This is a genomic window from Streptomyces sp. NPDC002785, assembly GCF_040295565.1.
GTDB lineage: Bacteria > Actinomycetota > Actinomycetes > Streptomycetales > Streptomycetaceae > Streptomyces.
Window position 1 is genome coordinate 17,329 of the sequence record NZ_JBEOVN010000066.1, and the last position, 16,264, is coordinate 33,592.

The window sequence follows — 16,264 nt, forward strand, 5'->3', positions numbered from 1 at the left end:
AAGTGGGCAACTACGGCGCTCAGTGGCCAACCATAGGTAGCTGGGTACGAAGACGCGGACTGCAGCGGCGATGTCGGTCGTGGCCGGGCGCGGCGCGGCAACCAGTTGGTGGTGTGTGCACGTTGGTGTTCCATCCGGTCAGCGCCTGCACGCCGGCCAGAAGGGGGCGGGCGCCGGCGAGCCGCTGGGCGCGTGCCTTGCCCGCCTGCGCGTCGGAGACCAGCCGGGAGACACAGGCCGGACGGATGTCGGTTCCGACTCCGGTGGCGCGTACGAGCAGCGGCCCGCCGACGTTCACCGCACCCCCGGTCACCCCGAGCCGGGCCCGACCTCGACCGGCTCGCTCTCCCTTTGATCAGCGACAGGGCCAGCGCCGAACTGCCCTCCGCCACAAGCCCGTCGGTGGATCCGGCCCGCCGGGTGGCGTACGTCACCCGGCGTGCGGCGTACGGAACCGGGGCGGCGTACGGGTCCGGGGGTCCTCGGGTCAGGGCACGGCCCTGGGCGCAAGGTGGAACCGCCTTCGACGCCTTCCGCATGCGGGCCCAGGAGTGGGCCCGCTGAACGCGGCCATACGGGGGCCGGACCGCTACGGTCGGTCGTCGCCGCCGTGGCCGCAGGCCCGGTGTCGTCCGCCATGCACCGCCGCGTACGACGACGGGCGGGGCGCGGCGGTGGCGCGGTCAAGTCGCGCGACCGCGGTCCGGCCGGCCGACGAGTGCGCGTCGTGGACGACCCGGCCGCCCACCAGGGTCAGCTCGACACGGGTGTCGCTGATGTCGGCCACAGGGCATTCCGTCACATCACGGTCGAGAACGATCAGATCCGCCGCCAGCCCCGGGCGGACGGTTCCCGTAAGGCGGTCCATGCGCAGCTGCCATGCCGTGCCGTACGTGTGCATCCGCAGCGCCGACGTACGGCTCAGCCCCTCCAACTCCCGGTAGAGCGGCCCCTCGCCCTCCGCGCCCGTGCGGTCGATCGCCGTACGGATCTGGTTCCACACCTGGAGCGGGTCCACCGGCCAGTCCGAACCGCCCGAGAGCCGGGCCCCGTGCCGCTCCAGGGAGCGGGCAGGATACATCCACCGGTGCCGCTCGGGCCCGATGTACGGCAGGAGCGCCTCCATCGTCCACGTGTCCTGTGCCGCCCACTGGAGCTGCATGCAGGCCACCACGTCCAGTGCGGCAAACCGCCCCAGATCCGCCGGGTCCACCAGCTGGAGGTGAGCGATGGTGTTCCGGGCACCACGCAGCCCGGTCGCGCGCCGCGCGTATTCGTACCCGTCGAGCGCCGTGCGCACCGCGCGGTCGCCGAGCCCATGGGCATGCATCTGCCACCCGGCCTGGTTGAAGACCGCGGTCAGCCGCCCGTAGTCCTGTCCAGAGGCGTACAGCTCACCGCGGTTGGCCGTCGGGTGTCCGGAGCCGTCCAGATAGGGCGCCAGGAGCGCCGCCGTCTGCGCCGGGTACTCGATCACCCCGTCGAGGAACACCTTGATCGTCCCGAACCGCAGCCCAGGTACGTTACGGAAAGAGCGCTGCAGCCCGCGCGCATACGCAAGCGCCGCCTTCGGATCCTTCGCCAGGTCCGCGTCGATCCTGATCGCGGGGACGATCCGCTGCGGCAACGACCCCGCGTTCGCCAGAGCCTGATACGTCGCCAACTCGCTCTGCCCGACCAACGCGTCCATCATCGTGGTCACCCCGGAGGCCGCCGCCTGGGCGAGGACCCGGGAGCAGGCGGCGACCAGATCGGCCTCGCTCGGCTCCGGAATGTGACGGGTCACCAGCGGCTGGGCGTCGTCCTTGAGCACCCCGCTGGGCTGCCCGTCCGGCCCCTTCACGATCTTTCCGCCCACAGGATCGGGGGTCGCCGCGGTGATGCCGGCGATCTCCAGGGCGCGGGCGTTGACCCAGATGTTGTGGCCGTCGCCCCCGACGAGGGCGACAGGGCGGCGGGTGGGAAGGGCGTCGAGCAGGGAGTGGTGCGGGAGAGTGCCATGCGGCAGCAGACCGATCGGGTTCCAGTCCGAGACCACCAGCCAGCCGTCGGGCTCCTGGCCAGGCGTGTCCTGGAGGAAACCGGTGAGGATCGCCAGGAGTTCCTCGGCGGTCGTCTCGGCGCCCTCCAGGGAGGGGCGCAGTGAGCGGTCGCCCGCGCCGAGCGGGTGCACATGGCCGTCGTGGATGCCGCTCATCACGGTCGCCCCGCGCGCGTCGACGATTTCGGTGCCCCGTCCGGCGAGGCGGCGCAGGTCGCGGCCCCGGCCGGTGGCGAGAATCCGGCCGTCGTGCCCCACGGCCACGGCCTCGACGGGGCGGGCACCGGGGAGCCCGGTGAACACCCGTGCGTTGTGGACGACCAGGGCCGCGGCACTCCGGTGCGCGGCGGCCGCGGGGCCGGCCGCCGCACCCACCAGTCCGGCCGCGCCCGCGGCAAGCATGGTCCGCCGGGCGAGAGAAGAAGTCATGACCACTCCAAGGGTTGGGCTGCATTCGCTGTGGCCGGACCCTCGTTGATTAACGCCGTAACCAGAACCCGCCCGGGACGACGGAATCCGTAGGATGAACACCATGTCAGGGCCCACTCTCGCCGATGTGGCACGCGCCGCAGAGGTCTCCACCGCCACCGTCTCGCACGCTCTCAACGGAACAGGCCGGCTCGCGGACTCCACGCGCCGCCGGGTCCGCGAGGTGGCCACCACGCTCGGCTACGGCTCCCAGCGGATCCCGCGGACCGGGAAAACCCTGGGCGTGGCCGTCACCACCTATGCCGGATCGGCCTGGAACTTCCTCGACGTCCCGTACTTCGCCCGGCTCCTCACCGTCGCCACCGCCACCGCGCACGCCCACGGCTACGCCCTGACGATCCTCCCCGCCACCTGCGGGGCCGAGACGCCATGGCACACCCTCACCGTGGACGGCATGCTGCTCCTCGACAGTCCCACGGACGACCCGGTGCTACGTGCGCTGCGTGCCCGGGGCATCCCGCTCGTCTTCGACGGCCGACCTGTCGATCCGAAGCCCGGGGACGTCTGGGTCGACAACGACCACATCGCCACCACCCGCGAGGTCATCGGCCACCTGGCCGCCTCGGGCGCCCGGCGGATCGCCCTGCACGCCGGGTACGGCGACGAGCACTACACCTGGGCAGTGACCCGCGCGTACGAGCAGTGGTGCCACGAACACGGCCGGACTCCGCTGGTCCTCACCTTCGACCCGTACGACACGTCGGGCCACGCCTTCGACGCCGTCTTCGCCGCCCGCGCCTGCGACGCGGTCTACACGGTTTACGACCCCGGCGGTCGCCAGGTCCTGGCCGCAGCGGCCCGTCACGGCCTGCGGATCCCCGACGACCTCCTCCTGGTCTGCGCCAGCGAGGACCAGGCCTACGCCGAGAACGATCCGCCGGTGAGCACCGTGACCCTGCATCCCGCAACGATCGCCGAGACCGCGGTGACGGCTCTGATCTCCCGCCTGTCTCCCACCGCCCCGCCGCCGCCCCCTGGCGCCCTGACGGTCCCGGCGGTCCTCCACCCCCGCCGCTCCTCACGCCGCCGGGCCCGGCCCGGCTGTACTCGGCCGGGAGGTTGACAACACGCCCCTGCCGGTTGTTGGGCTGCTCGATGGCTTCGCTCAGTGCCTCCGGGCGCATGGGTACGACGGGCACTTGGCGCTCCCGGAACGCGTCGACCAGTTCCGGGTAAGCCATTTCCGCCCGACGAGCCAACCCCGCACGAAGATCCTGACATGCCATTGGCTGGAGCAATGACCAGCCCGAAGCGTTACGGCGCAGCAGGATGGAGGTCTTGACCACGTCATGTGTCAGGAGTCCCGCGTGTACAGGCTGTGTGAGTGGAGCTGCCAGGAGCGCCATCCGCGCGCAGGCCACACGGTGGCTCCGTCCTCCGACCGAGCAGCGTCCGTGCTCGCGCCGCTCGCTCCGCAACAGAGTGAGCAGTGAGGTGGCCGGGCCGCCCCGGGGAGGCGAGCGGCTGGGCAGCGCAGCCTGTCGGTGGGGGTCCGCAGGTGCCGGCCGCGCCCGCATGGATGCGCTGGCTGCCCGCCTTCTACATCGCGGGCATCCTGGTGCTCGAACCCCTTACGCCCGTGCAGTGGCCGGTGAGCTTCCTGCTCATCGCCCTCCCCGTGATCGCCGCCTTCGCCCACGGCCCCGCTGCCGTCGCTGCCATCACCGTGTTCGCGATCGCCTTCGAAGGGATCCTGGCCGGCACCCCGTGCTGCGCGGGCCGCCCGGTGGACTACGTGTGGGAGCGCCACTACGTGGCTGCCTACCTGTGCACCGCTCTGGTCGGCGTCCTTGGAACAATCCTGGCCGCCCACCGCACCCGCCGAGAACGCACCCTCGCCACCGTGCGTTTCGTGGCCGAGATCGCGCAGCGTGTCCTGCTCGGCCCGGTCCCTCACCGTGTCGGCCCCATTCTGGTGGAATCCCTCTACCTGTCCGCCGCCGCGGAAGCACGCATCGGCGGTGACCTGTATGAGGCCGTCCCCACCACGTACGGACTCCGCCTTGTCATCGGCGACGTCCGCGGCAAGGGGCTCCTTGCCGTGGAGACCGCCGCCACCCTCCTCGGCGCCTTTCGCGAGGCCGCCCACGACGAACCCGACCTCGCCGCCGTTGCCGGCCGGGTGGAGACCAGCATGAACCGCAGGGCCGCCCGCCTAGCCGGAAGCGACATGGGCGAGCGCTTCGTCACTGCCGTCTTCGCGGAGATCCCTCACCGTCACGTGGTCCGCATCGTCAACTGCGGCCACCCCCCGCCCCTCCTCATCAGCCCCGACGAAGTCACTGAGCTGGAGACGGCCGACCCCGCACCGCCCCTCAACCTCGGCATGCTTCTCACGGAGGCCTACCGGATCGACGAGTACCCCTTCCGCCCCGGCGACCAGTTGCTGCTCTACACCGACGGCATCACCGAAGCACGCGACTCCACCGGGGCCTTCTACCCCCTCCCCCAACGTGTCCTCTCCTGGGGCCCCCTCCAGCCTCGGGAACTCCTCGACCGCCTCCACCACGACCTCCTCATCTACAGCAACAACCGCCTCCGCGACGACACCGCGGCCCTCGCCGTCTACCACCTGCCCGACCAATAGCACTTCGTTGTGCTCGCCGCCGCCGAAGCCGGCGGCCCAGCCGCCCGGGACGGCGTGCTGCCGTCCGAGACCCTGCTGGTCGAATGGCCTCCCGGTGAGAACGCACCATGGGGACTGCTGGCTCACCGGCCTCCCGCCCGACAGCCCGATCCGTCGGCTCGTGCGCCTGGCCAGGATCCGCCGGCGCATCGAGCACGACTGCCACGAGATGAAACACGGCCTCGGCCTACTGTCCGGCGGAAGGTGAGCGAGCTGCCGTGCCGGGCGAGCGCCACGGAGAACGCGAGCGACAACGGGCCCGGCTCTTCGCGCGCGGTACACACGACAGCCCGCGGCGCCTCCTCGAGGTGAACGGCGAGGAAGGTGAGGAACTCACGGGATTCATTGCCGAGTTCGTCGATGCGCCAGCGCACGCCGATACGTTTGGTGGTCATCCAGGTGTGGCGCAGGTCGTACACGCACCTGCCGGCGGGGCTCACCGCAGATGATCCACGCTCCGTATCCGGGCGCCCCGGCCCGGCCGACCCCCCACCGGTCAGATGCCCTTCGCGGGAGCGACCCGGCCCGCGTAGGACAGTTCGGCCGTCAGCCAGCGGAAGACATGCGGCACCTGACGTTTCCACAGCCCGATGGTGTGCGGCCCGCTCACCTCGGCCACCACCACCCGCGTCGGGGGCGCTGCCGCCCGCCGGAGCGCGAGACCGTCACCGTAGCCGTCGTTGTGCCCGCCCGAGAGGTAGAGCGCGACGCGCGGCGGGGTGGTGGCGTGGCGCAGAATCCACAGCGGGTTGTTGACCCGCCGCAGCTCCGGGTCCCGGCCCGTGAGGGAGACCCGCTCGGCGGCCGGGTCGTTGTAGCCGGAGAGGCCCACGGCGGCCCGGTACCGGCCGGGGTGGGAGAGCGCCATCTTCACGGCGCAGTGCGCCCCGGCCGAGTACCCAGCCACCGCCCAGCCGCTCGCACGGCTCTGTGCGCGGAAGGTGTCGGTCACCATCTGCCGCACGTCCACACTCAGCCAGGACTCGGCGTCCACGACACCCGGCACATTGGCGCACCCGGTGTCCTGACCCGCCAGCAGATTGGTCCGTGGCTCCACGAGGATGAACGGAGCGATCTCCCCACTCCGCATCCCGGCCTCCAGCTGCGACTGCACCCGCAGGCTGCTGAACCACGCCTTCGCCGATCCGGGGAAGCCGCCGAGGAGCTCGACCACAGGGAACTTCCGGTGCCGGAAGGCCGGTTGGCCGTACTGCGGCGGCAGCCATACGTACACCTCGCCGCGCACCCCCGACACCCGACCGTTCAGGTGAGTGACACGGACGCCCCGGCCCATCCGTGCGTCGTGCGTCAGGCTGAAGTCCTGGACGACCTTCGGCTCATTCACCAGGTGCCTGTGATCCCCGAGTCCATCGCGCCCGAGGTCCGGCGCGGCGACGATGTGGTGTCCGGTGCCGAGCAGGTCGGCCCAGCTGTCGTACAGGCCGTTGGTGTTGTTGACCACCACGAAGACGCTCAGCACAGCTGTCGCCTGCGCGAGGACGACCATCATCAGGCGGACCGCGCCGCGCACCACGGCGGGGCCGCGTACCCTGCCCCACGTCAGCAGGGGAAGCAGCACGGTGACCACGGCCAGCGCGATCGTGGCCAGGAAGAAAGGTGTCCCCGTCAGGCTCATCACGCCTGGGAGGATGCCGTACGCACCACGATGGTTTACCCGCTTTCCCACCTTTTACGTCGAACGCGAGAGGCCGGAGATCGCTGTGTTGACGCGAGGAACCCTCGGCCAGTGTCCTCCTGGCCCGGTCCGCCCGGCGTGACGGCGGGCGATGGCCCAGCGGGTCAGTTCGTGGTGGCGCTGATCCGGATCGGGGCGATGCTGCCGACGTCGACGAACGCGACGATTTCGATCACCTTCACGGACTGCAGCAGGATCTCGGCAATCTCTTCGTCACTGACCAGGACGATCCGGACCTTGCCGAGTTCGTAGCCCTTGCCGATCTCCTCCTGCGGCACGACCTCGTCATCGGTCTCGCGGACCTTCCGGGTACGGATCCTGCCCATGCCCTCCAGGTGGACCTGGTGGAATGGGCCGACCGGTCCTCGGCCACGCTCACTACCTTGATCGGGATCGTGACGAGACCGAAGCTGATCGCTCCGGTCCACAGGGGCCACGACATGCCTACAGCCTGCCTCCGTCCCTCGGCATCTCTGCGCAGGGTCTCATTTTCCGTGCCGGAAACTCACGGTCACTGCCGGACGGATGGCGGTTGCGACATTGCCGTGAGGTTGGCCAAGAGCTGTCCCGTAACCCCTGGTGGATCGTCGCGCGGCGTCAGATGCGGTGCATCGCAAGGCGGAGGGACGTCCGCATACTGGATGCGTTCAGATATTCCGACAATGCGGCGAGGTGCTGTAGCCCGGCGCGTACGTGCTGTCCATGCTGGACGAGCCCGAGAGCGTGGCGCGCGAGATCAGCCGCTTCCTCACCACGCCCGCTGTCCAGCACGGCGGACGGAGCCGGCTTCCGGGGGCGACGGCAGGATGGCGGCAACTGTCCTGCGCGTGCGTACAGCTGGGTGCTCGCCGGGGGGATGTGTGACCCGGCCGCTCACCAAACCCGACGCCCGCGACCGGCCCAATTCGTCATCATCGGGCGGCTGATTCGGGACCCCTTGCCTGTCCCCCTACGTCCCCCTGAGAAGCCGCCCGCGTATGGTCACCGCCCGAAAACTGTCGCTACGTTTGCTTCGTTCACGGTCATCACGAATTGGAGCTGATTGATGCGACGCCGTCTGACTTCTCTCGCATTGCTGGGATCCGCCCTCACCATGAGTCTGGGCCTCGCCAGCACCGGAACCGCCTCGGCCGTCACCCCCACGGCGAGTGCCGGCATACAATACGTGAGCTACCAGGAGTGCGTTGCGGGTGGTGGCCAGATCGTTTTCCACTACATCTACCTGGGCTGCAGCGGCGGCAAGTACGACGGCTATCACATCGGCTGACCGTCACGGTCCTGCCGGATGCGCCCTGACGGCAGTATCCGGTGAGTTCCACAGCCAGGAAATGCCCGTACCGCGGTAGGCCGTTCCCTGGCCCAGTGATCTGCAGCCCGCCCCTCGCAGAGATGGGCGCGCTGCAGATCTCTCATGCCCACAGGTAAACGGCACTCCCTACCTGGGCACCGACAATCTCCGAAGTTGACGGCAACTTGGTCAACGCCCCTGTCTCTGCAAGATCTCATGAGGCGGGACACTGGGGCGGCGGTTCCAGTCGATCAGTAGATACGCCGTCGACGAAACGACACGGAGCTGAGACCACGGCGGATGACATGGTGTGAGACGCCGTGAGAACGCACAGGTCACAGCGTCGACAGATGACACGGGCCGCGAGAACCTACATCTGGTGCCCGGCAGCACTGATGAAGTCCTGGTCGGTACCGCCGCCTTGGAACAGGTACAGGACTGGATAGGTGCGTCCGCTGGTGTGGTAGCCGTCAGGAAGCAGGACATCGACGCCCGGATCCCAGCCAATCGCGTCGGTCGCGAAGGGGTAGTACCACATGCGGGGATCACTCTCATTTGCGGTCCACGATGCGCAGCCCGAAACCGTCGCCGACCGCACTGGCAGCCGACGCTGAGGCCATGACAGCAGTCGGCGACCGTGGCGCACCGCTGCGCACACCGGCCCCGCACCCGCCCGGAAGTGACAGCACGTCGCCCAAGGGTCCGTGGTCCATACCCCGCGTACAGCACCGTCCGCCCGACGCTCGTTCGCCCATTGTTCCGTGGCACGTTGTCCAAGAGTCGCTCCAGGGGCTCCCCTTGTTATGGATCAAGGCCATACGATGCGCTTGCGGAGCGCGCGCCGCGCAGAGGAATACAGGGGGAGGCGCGATGTCCGGGAGACCGCGTGACGGCATGTCCGACGCCATGCCGGGCGGAGCGTGGGGCACGCTCCCCGAGAGTGTGGAGCTGTACCGCCTGAGGCCGGACGGAGGCATCGAGCTGGCCGACCGCGAGGGCGCCCGCGAGCTCGGACCCGAGCGGGAATTCCTCCGCTTCATCGATGACGGGCAGTTCGCCCACTACCTGGTGGGCGACGCAGCGACCTCCCCCGAGCGTCCCTCGAACGCCACGGTCAAACTCGGTGTCGTGGGGCCGCGCAGCGCCTTCACCCCGCATGCCCACGGCGGTGAGCACTTCGTCCTCAGTCTGGGCCAAGCGGCGTGCGGCCTCTACGACGCGGACCGTGACCGGGTCACCGAAGTCCCGCTGACTCCTGGGATGCTGATACGGATTCCGGAGATGATGCCCCACTCCTTCGCGAACAGGAGCACCGATCCGCTGACGATCCTCGCAGCCAACACCGGTTACGGGATCGACCACGAGGACTACGCGATCACCGCCGGGGAGGCCGAGCGCCGCGCCGCGGGCGAGACCCCGACGAACAGCCAGGTGGCCGTGGCCACCGCCACCGACTACCGCGCACTCGCCGCCGCCCTGCGCGACATCGAGCACCTTCAGCGGGACCGCGGCATCGCCACCACCACCGTCCGCGAGCGTCTGGCCGCACGACTGCGCCGTGTGGCGACCGCACTGGAGGTCCACCGGTGATCTGTCCGCACTGCGAGAAGAACTTGCTCCGCAAGGAGCGCCCCAACAACACCTGCTCCCACTGCAGGCGCACGTACTCGCTCGACCCCAAGACCAATTCCCTCGGCCTCAGCGACCTGCGGGTGCGCAGGATCCTCGCCAAGGTGACGGAGGAGGGCAGGATAGCGGTGGCGCCGGACCAGTTGTGGTACGCGCTCTCGCGCACGCGCCTCAAGGAAAGCAACTTCGCGCCGGGGTGTGCGGGTTCCTCTCTCTTCGTGGGCCTGGTCGTCGGCTTCATCGGCGTCTTCACCGAAATCGCGTACCTCCTCCTCGCCTCGGGCGCCCTGCTGCTCGTCTCCGCGGGCTTCGCCCTCGCACGAGCCGCCGGTGCGGGCCGGGGGTTCCCGGCCATGAGCCGTGCGGCGTTCCGCTCGGAGGCGCTCGCGCCCTGGCAGAACGTGTACGGCGGCCTGCCGCCCGGGGTGGTCGACGACACCCCTCCCATTCCCTCTCGGACCAGAACTCGCGCGCCGTCCGGCGCTCAGCCCGGGGCCGTGCTCCTGTGCCCCGACCGATCTACCACGGCGTTCCTGATCGCCAACGGGCTGCCCGCCCGTTACGGGATCGCGCTCGCCAAGGATCTCGACGCGGTCCGCGCCCTGCCGACGCGGGGCCCGGTGATCGTGCTCCACGACGCCGACGCGCACGGGGAACTCCTCGTCCGACGCGTCCGCGAGAGTCTGGGGCAACGCACGGTGATCGACGCCGGATTGCCGCTGCGCACCGTCCGTGGTCTCGCCCGGGCCGTGCCCTACCGCGACCGGGACAAGCGGCCCGACCGGGAGACCATGGCGCGGCTCGCCGCGCTCGGGGAGTTCACCGAGGAGGAGCTGAAGTGGCTGGGAAAGGGCTGGCGGTTCCCGCTCGTCGGCGTGCCCCCCGCCCGGCTTCTCACCATCCTCACCCGGGTCGCCGAACAGGTCACCCGGAACGTCGATCCGGAACGGCGCCGCGCCGCGTCCGTGGGATTCATGACCTGGCCCGGCTCTACGGCCCAGGACCGGACGGATGAGCGGTGATCTGCCCCGGCTGCGCAGTCTCGCTCACCGACAAGGAGCGCACCGGCCGAGTGTGCGCCGGCTTCCTCACCTGGCCGCAGACCCCGCAGACCCCTCGGGCGCGGGGCACCGGCCGACCCGGCGCTGGCACGTCCAAGAAGGAAGGCACCAGCTCCGCATGACCCCGCGACGCCCCCAGGCCCCCGGAAGCGGGACCTCCATCGCCCCGGCTCCCCGAACCGGCCGCGGGCCCGGCGCCCGCCTCCTCGATCTCGCGATCACCGGGGCCGCCGCCCGCGCCGCGGGCCCCAGCGGCGTCAGGTTCACGGAACGGCAGCTCTACTACGAGACCTGCCGCGTCCTGAGCCCGGCCGCGACCCTGCTCACCCGCATCCCGCGGACCCCAGCCCCTCCCCTGCGTGTGCCCACGTTCACGCGCGCCCTGGAGGCACGGGGCAGGCAGACCGTGGAGGGCCTGCTCCCGCCGGTACCGTCGGCACCGCCACGGCCCCCGGCCACGCCCGATTCCTCCGAACCCGACCTCTACGCCTACGGGCTGCCCCGCCTTCTCGTCTGCCAGGACCGCTCGATCGCCCGCATGCTGCTCGCCAACCATGTGCATCTGGAGGCGGCCTGCCCCGTCCTGGCGGCGGCCGATGCCCTGCCGCTCGCCCCTCGCCTCGTCGCGGCGCTGGAGCGGGCGGAGGGCTCGACGGTCCATGTGCTGCACGACGCGAGCCCGGAGGGCATCGAGCTCCCGGCTCGGATCAGGGCCGCTCTCGGCCGCTTCCCCGGCATACGAGTGGCGTCGATCGGACTCGTGCCCCGTCACGCGGCGGCCCTGCGACTTCCCACCGGCCGCGGCCCGGCACCGGCTCCGCCTCTCGGACCCTGGCCTCCGGCACTGCGGCCCCAGGAGGCCGCGTGGCTGGCGCGGGGACGGTTCGCGCAGGTCGCGGCCGTGTCACCGCCCCGCCTGGTGCGTACGGTGCTGCGCCTCACGCGGGGGCCTCGACCGCCCCGGAACTCCATGTGGACCGAACTGCGCGGGCTGCGTACCACGGGTTTCCTGACCTGGCCCGCGTCGTGATCCACCGCGTCACCCGCCCGTGAACCGCGGGGTGACCCGTCCGAGAGAGCCCTGGCTCCCGCGGCCACGACCGCCCCACAGACCCGAGGAACGCACACGATGATCCGACCTCAAGAGATCGGTTACTCCGACGAACTGCTCGCCGACGGCAGTGTCCACCGGCGTTACGAGGACGGCCGGGAGGAGTGGCGCCACCGCGAGAGATCCCACAGCGATTTCGTGCGGTGGCACGACAACCGGAACGCCTCCGGCACCGACGAGATCCTCGGCAACCGCATCATCAAGCGCACCCTCGCCGACGGCACGGTGACGTATGCCCGGGACATCGGATACGGCCGCACCCTATGGGGCCGCGGCGAGACGGTGATGGTCAACCGGACGTCGTTCGGCGGCAGGATGGGTGTCATGCTCGCGGGCCTGGGCGTGGCGGGCCTCGCCATCACCGCCGCCCAGCTGCCGCCGCCCAGCATGAGCCCGGAGGAGGAAGAGGAGCTCCGCCAGCAGCAGGCACAGAGCCAGTCGTCGTCCTCGGGCGACTCGGGCGGAGGCGGGAGCGAGGATTTTGGTGACGGCGGGACGGGGCGATCGTCCCCTGGAACTATCCACTGATGATGGCGGCCTGGCGCTGCGCCCCGGCACTCGCCGCGGGCAATACTGTGGTGGTGAAACCGGCGGAGACCACTCCGGACACGCTGCAACTGCTGGCGGAGCACGCCGAGCGGACCCTGGGCGAGGGCGTGCTCCAGTCGCTTCCGGGAGACCGGCTAACGGGTCGGCTGCTCGTCGAGTCCCCCGTGGACATGGTCGCGTTCACGGGCAGCGGCCGGGCGGGACTGGATGTGGCGGCACGGGCGGGGACGCGCCGGATCAGCCTGGAGCTGGGCGGCAACGCCCCGGCTGTCGTGCTCCCGGACGCCCCGGCGGACACGTATGCGTCGCTCGCAGAAGCGGCCACGTACAACGCGGGCCAGAGCTGCGCGGCGCCGGCCCGGGTCATCACGCTCACGGAGAACTACGAGTCGACGGTAGCCCGCCTGACGGAGGCGATGGGCGCCCGGCTGGCAGGCCGCGACTTCGGCCCGCTGAACAACCCGGACCAGGTGGCGCGTTACGACTCCCTCGTCGCCTCCTCGTCGGCGAAGCGACAGCTGGCCGCGGACATCGCCGCCCCGCCCGGCGAGGAGCACGGCCACTGGCGCGCGGCCCTTCTCCTTGCGGATCTTCCGCACGACGACCCGACGGTCACCGAGGAAGTCTTCGGCCCGCTCCTCACGGTCCAGCACGCGGACACCGTGGAGGCGGCTCTGGGCCTGGCGAACAGTGTCCCCCAGGCTTTGGCGGCCAGTGTCTGGACGACCGATCTCGGCACGGGGCTCGATCTTGCGACCCGCCTCGACGCGGGCGAGGCCTGGCTCAACTGCCATCTGGTGCAGACGGCGGAGCTCCCGCACGGCGGGCGTGGCTCGTCCGGCCACGGCACGGACCTGAGCACGCTGGCGCTCCAGGAGTACCAACGGCCCAAGACGGTGACGGTACGGCTGTCGCCCGGCGTACGCGAAAGCTGAGGCGGAGGGCCACCGGACGACCTCGGTACGAACTGCGGCCCGGCCTTCCAGCCAAGCCGGCACCGGCAACGACTCGCGTACCGCCGCCCGGGCCCCACCAGGCGCTCGTGATCGCGAGGTGTGTGGAGTACGTGCTCGCGTTGGACTTCCAGCACAGAAATCAGTGTGTCGATGAGTTCGCTGAGCTGCTGACGGGGCATACCGGTCGGTTCAGGGTCCTGCAGCGAACGCCGCGTCAGGCGACGCGGCTCGGTCCGCCCCATTGTGGAGAACAGCGAGGCAGCCAAGCCGGTGAGGCGGGCATGACCGCCTCACCGACGCCCGTCACCGGTGGCCGCTCACGACGCGTTCGGACCCACGTCGGCCGCCGTGAGGGGACCGTGGACGGGGGGCAGTGTCGAGTACTCGTCGGCGCCGATGTCACGGGTGCTCCCGCGCGAGTGGCCGTCGATGTCATCGACCACAGGCGGACTCCCCAGCGTCGCGGCGTTGATCGCCGGGCTGCCTGCCGACAGCCGGAATACCCCGTCGGGCGCCTGCCGAAGGAGCGGGTCGACCCGGCGGTAGCCGCCGGAGGGGATGTTGCCGTTGGACGCCGCACCCCACAGGATGTTGCTCTGCCAGGTGAACCGGGTGGTCTTCCCCATCGCGACCAGGCTGCCGGCGCTGCCGACCAGGAGGTTGTCGGCGATGACCACGTCCTGTGGCTCGTAGTCCCGGGTCTCGCCCGAGAGCGTTCCGGCGTTGCCGAACAGGGTGTTGTGCACGATCACCGCGCGGTCGCACGCGTCATTGCCCCGCCTCTCGTCGGTCGTCTCGCCGGGGTGATGGTCGCGGGTCGTGCCGCTGCCGATCACCAGCGCGCGGCCCGACAGGCCGCCGAGGTAATTGTTGACGACCAGATGGTCGTTGCCGTAGACGCGCAGACCGTCGGCACCGTTGATCAGGTAATTGCCCTCCACCGTGGAGTGGTTGCCGTGCCGCAGTACGATTCCGCCACGGCTGTCGCGGATGGTGTTGTACCGGATGGTGTTGTCCGAGGACTTCACCGAGATGGTCTCGGGGTCTCCGTCGCACCGCTCGAACAGGTTGTACTCCACGACCGCGTTGGCGCTGGACAGCGCCCGGCCGCTGACGCCGAGCCGGATCGGCTCGCCGCCGTTGGCGCCGGCGAAGCTGTGGTCGGAGAAGTGGTTCTTAAAGATGTGCAGGTTCTGGGCCATGGCGGTCGAGCCGGAACCGTCGACGACGACGAAGATGCCCTCGGTCGTCTTGTCGTGGAAACGGTTCCGGTCAATCTTGACGTCGTCGCCCCGCACGACGACCCAGTCGAGCCCGCTGATGTCGGAAAACCGGAAGTCGTTACGGGTCAGCCGGATGCGCGGACAGCTCGCCGGGATCTCCAAAGTGGTGCTCTGCCTGAAGACGAAGCCACTGACGGTGATGTGGCTCGAGTCTCTGAAGACGAAGCCGCGCTCGCCGTGCAGCACCGCGCCGCCGCGGGATTCCGAGACGATGGTGATCGGTGCGTCACCGGTGCCATTCTTGCCCGAAACGCTGATGGCGCCACCCGACGGGACGGTGTACGTACCGTCAGCCAGGACGATCCGATCACCGGGAACCGCCCGGTCGATCGCCTTTTGAAGGTCGTTCAGGGAACCGACCGTCACCGTGGCCGCCGACGCGCTGGTCGACAGCAGGGCGGAGAGCGGCACAGCGGCGAACGCTGCGCCCAGCAGGGTGCCTGTGAGAAATGTGCGTCTTTGCACGACGCCTCCTGTAAGAAGGGGAAGGTGCTGGGCCAGCACCTTCAGGTTGGGAAACGCTCAGTGCCCTGTTACTAGGACACGAGCCAATGAAGACACTACGGATCGATCTCTCTGACCTTCTGGGAGCCGCCTATTGCCGGAGCGCGGCCGCGCTCGTGGCTCAAACCCTTGAGAAGTGGACCGACCGGCGCCCTGGGGGTGGGAGAAGCGGCGGAGCTGGGTGAGCGCAGCTGCAAGGCTGAGGAGGGAGGTACGCATTTGGGGCTCCTGTGTGGCGCGGTCGGTGTGTGGTCGATGGTGCGGACAACTGGTCTGTTCACAGCTTCGGTCCTTGCCCTGCCGCCCTGCTCACGTTCGGCTGACGTCTCACTAACGCCCGCGGAGCAGCCGTCAGACCTATCGCCCGAGGATGGAAAGCGGACTGCATCGAAGCGGGAAGACCCGACAGGCGCGGCACGAGACGTCCGTCGCAGTCAGTGTGCTGTACGTGGTGGGCACGTCGCAGACGGCGCAGGCCGAGGTCTTGTCGCCGGTCTTCTCCTTGGAACCGGCCCAAGTGCCGGAGGTGCCCGAGCCGGAGGCACCTCTGCCCGTCTCGCTCTCGGTGGCCGCGTCGTCCTGCTCGGCGCCGACGGTCCGAGGCGGAGGAGGATCAACCACGCACCGGAGCTTCGGATGCTGCTTCACCCGTCTGCGATCGATCTGCACCAGCCGCACTCTGCACAACCTGACCGAACAACCAGCCTTGCGGCGCCGCGAGAAGTGGAAAAGCTCAATGAAGGGCTGGTAAGCCGAAGGACCGGTACAGGCAGCGATAGTGCTGCCTGTACCGGTCCTGGCTCGCGAAGCGGGAGCTGAGCTTTCGGCTCAGTAGGCGGAGTTGACGTTGTCGATCGACCCGTAGCGGTCGGCGGCGTAGTTGGCGGCCGCGGTGATGTTGGCGACGGGGTTGGTGAGGTCGTTCGCGGTGCCGGTGACGCGATAGGCGTTGAAGGTCGGCTGAATGACCTGGAGCAGACCCTTGGACGGCACGCCGTTTTGCGCGTTGACGTCCCAGTTGTTCTGGGCGC

Annotated in this window: 14 protein-coding genes and 3 pseudogenes; 9 read left to right on the plus strand and 8 right to left on the minus strand. The window is 69.9% G+C overall.

The annotated features are described in order from the left end of the window. Positions 1 to 175: 175 nt before the first annotated feature. Together ABTZ94_RS17805 and ABTZ94_RS17810 are read right to left on the minus strand one after the other, a co-directional pair. Positions 176 to 407, minus strand: a pseudogene (locus tag ABTZ94_RS17805) (P-type ATPase actuator domain-containing protein); the annotation flags it as partial. A 182-nt stretch (positions 408 to 589) separates the two neighbouring features. Next, complete coding sequence (locus ABTZ94_RS17810; protein WP_351201997.1) at positions 590 to 2,470, minus strand: amidohydrolase; 1,881 nt, start codon at positions 2,468 to 2,470, stop codon at positions 590 to 592. A gap of 103 nt (positions 2,471 to 2,573) precedes the next feature. Between ABTZ94_RS17810 and ABTZ94_RS17815 the strand changes: the two genes are divergently transcribed. From ABTZ94_RS17815 to ABTZ94_RS37895, 3 genes and pseudogenes are all read left to right on the plus strand, one after another. After that, entirely contained in the window at positions 2,574 to 3,593 is a 1,020-nt protein-coding gene (locus ABTZ94_RS17815) for a LacI family DNA-binding transcriptional regulator (protein ID WP_351201998.1), read from the plus strand. A 435-nt stretch (positions 3,594 to 4,028) separates the two neighbouring features. Next, on the plus strand, positions 4,029 to 5,117 hold the full coding sequence (locus ABTZ94_RS17820; RefSeq protein ID WP_351201999.1) for a SpoIIE family protein phosphatase: 1,089 nt from the start codon (positions 4,029 to 4,031) through the stop codon (positions 5,115 to 5,117). 48 nt (positions 5,118 to 5,165) lie between these two features. After that, a pseudogene (locus tag ABTZ94_RS37895) lies at positions 5,166 to 5,346 on the plus strand (IS701 family transposase); the annotation flags it as partial. A gap of 306 nt (positions 5,347 to 5,652) precedes the next feature. Here ABTZ94_RS37895 and ABTZ94_RS17825 read toward each other — a convergent pair. Together ABTZ94_RS17825 and ABTZ94_RS37900 are read right to left on the minus strand one after the other, a co-directional pair. Then, positions 5,653 to 6,792: an alpha/beta hydrolase gene (locus ABTZ94_RS17825; protein ID WP_351202009.1), complete on the minus strand. Its 1,140-nt coding sequence runs from the start codon at positions 6,790 to 6,792 to the stop codon at positions 5,653 to 5,655. A gap of 164 nt (positions 6,793 to 6,956) precedes the next feature. Further along, entirely contained in the window at positions 6,957 to 7,178 is a 222-nt protein-coding gene (locus ABTZ94_RS37900) for a Ku protein (protein WP_502967263.1), read from the minus strand. Between the two features lie 719 nt (positions 7,179 to 7,897). On the opposite strand from ABTZ94_RS37900, the gene ABTZ94_RS17835 reads away from it, so the two are divergent. Then, a complete protein-coding gene (locus ABTZ94_RS17835) occupies positions 7,898 to 8,119 on the plus strand; it encodes a hypothetical protein (RefSeq protein WP_351202000.1) in 222 nt (73 codons plus the stop codon). Between the two features lie 412 nt (positions 8,120 to 8,531). On the opposite strand, the pseudogene ABTZ94_RS17840 reads toward ABTZ94_RS17835, so the two are convergent. Beyond that, a pseudogene (locus ABTZ94_RS17840) lies at positions 8,532 to 8,760 on the minus strand (alpha/beta hydrolase-fold protein); the annotation flags it as partial. Between the two features lie 250 nt (positions 8,761 to 9,010). Here ABTZ94_RS17840 and ABTZ94_RS17845 point away from each other — a divergent pair. The 5 genes from ABTZ94_RS17845 to ABTZ94_RS17865 all read left to right on the plus strand — a co-directional run bounded on the left by ABTZ94_RS17845 (position 9,011) and on the right by ABTZ94_RS17865 (position 13,425). After that, entirely contained in the window at positions 9,011 to 9,730 is a 720-nt protein-coding gene (locus ABTZ94_RS17845) for a cupin domain-containing protein (protein WP_351202001.1), read from the plus strand. Further along, positions 9,727 to 10,791: a hypothetical protein gene (locus ABTZ94_RS17850; protein ID WP_351202002.1), complete on the plus strand. Its 1,065-nt coding sequence runs from the start codon at positions 9,727 to 9,729 to the stop codon at positions 10,789 to 10,791. Before ABTZ94_RS17845 ends, ABTZ94_RS17850 begins: the two co-directional genes overlap by 4 nt. Positions 10,792 to 10,948: 157 nt before the next feature. Further along, positions 10,949 to 11,860: a hypothetical protein gene (locus ABTZ94_RS17855; RefSeq protein WP_351202003.1), complete on the plus strand. Its 912-nt coding sequence runs from the start codon at positions 10,949 to 10,951 to the stop codon at positions 11,858 to 11,860. A 99-nt stretch (positions 11,861 to 11,959) separates the two neighbouring features. Then, positions 11,960 to 12,469, plus strand: a complete 510-nt coding sequence (locus tag ABTZ94_RS17860; RefSeq protein WP_351202004.1) for a hypothetical protein — start codon at positions 11,960 to 11,962, stop codon at positions 12,467 to 12,469. Further along, positions 12,469 to 13,425, plus strand: a complete 957-nt coding sequence (locus tag ABTZ94_RS17865) for an aldehyde dehydrogenase family protein (RefSeq protein ID WP_351202005.1) — start codon at positions 12,469 to 12,471, stop codon at positions 13,423 to 13,425. Before ABTZ94_RS17860 ends, ABTZ94_RS17865 begins: the two co-directional genes overlap by 1 nt. Positions 13,426 to 13,763: 338 nt before the next feature. On the opposite strand, the gene ABTZ94_RS17870 is transcribed toward ABTZ94_RS17865, so the two are convergent. The 3 genes from ABTZ94_RS17870 to ABTZ94_RS17880 form a co-directional block, all read right to left on the minus strand. Continuing rightward, positions 13,764 to 15,194 (minus strand): chondroitinase-B domain-containing protein, encoded by a 1,431-nt coding sequence (locus ABTZ94_RS17870; RefSeq protein WP_351202006.1) that lies wholly within the window; start codon positions 15,192 to 15,194, stop codon positions 13,764 to 13,766. A gap of 396 nt (positions 15,195 to 15,590) precedes the next feature. Beyond that, positions 15,591 to 15,854, minus strand: a complete 264-nt coding sequence (locus ABTZ94_RS17875) for a hypothetical protein (protein ID WP_351202007.1) — start codon at positions 15,852 to 15,854, stop codon at positions 15,591 to 15,593. A gap of 207 nt (positions 15,855 to 16,061) precedes the next feature. After that, a partial coding sequence (locus tag ABTZ94_RS17880) for a transglycosylase SLT domain-containing protein (protein WP_351202008.1) occupies positions 16,062 to 16,264 on the minus strand: 203 nt, incomplete at its 5' end.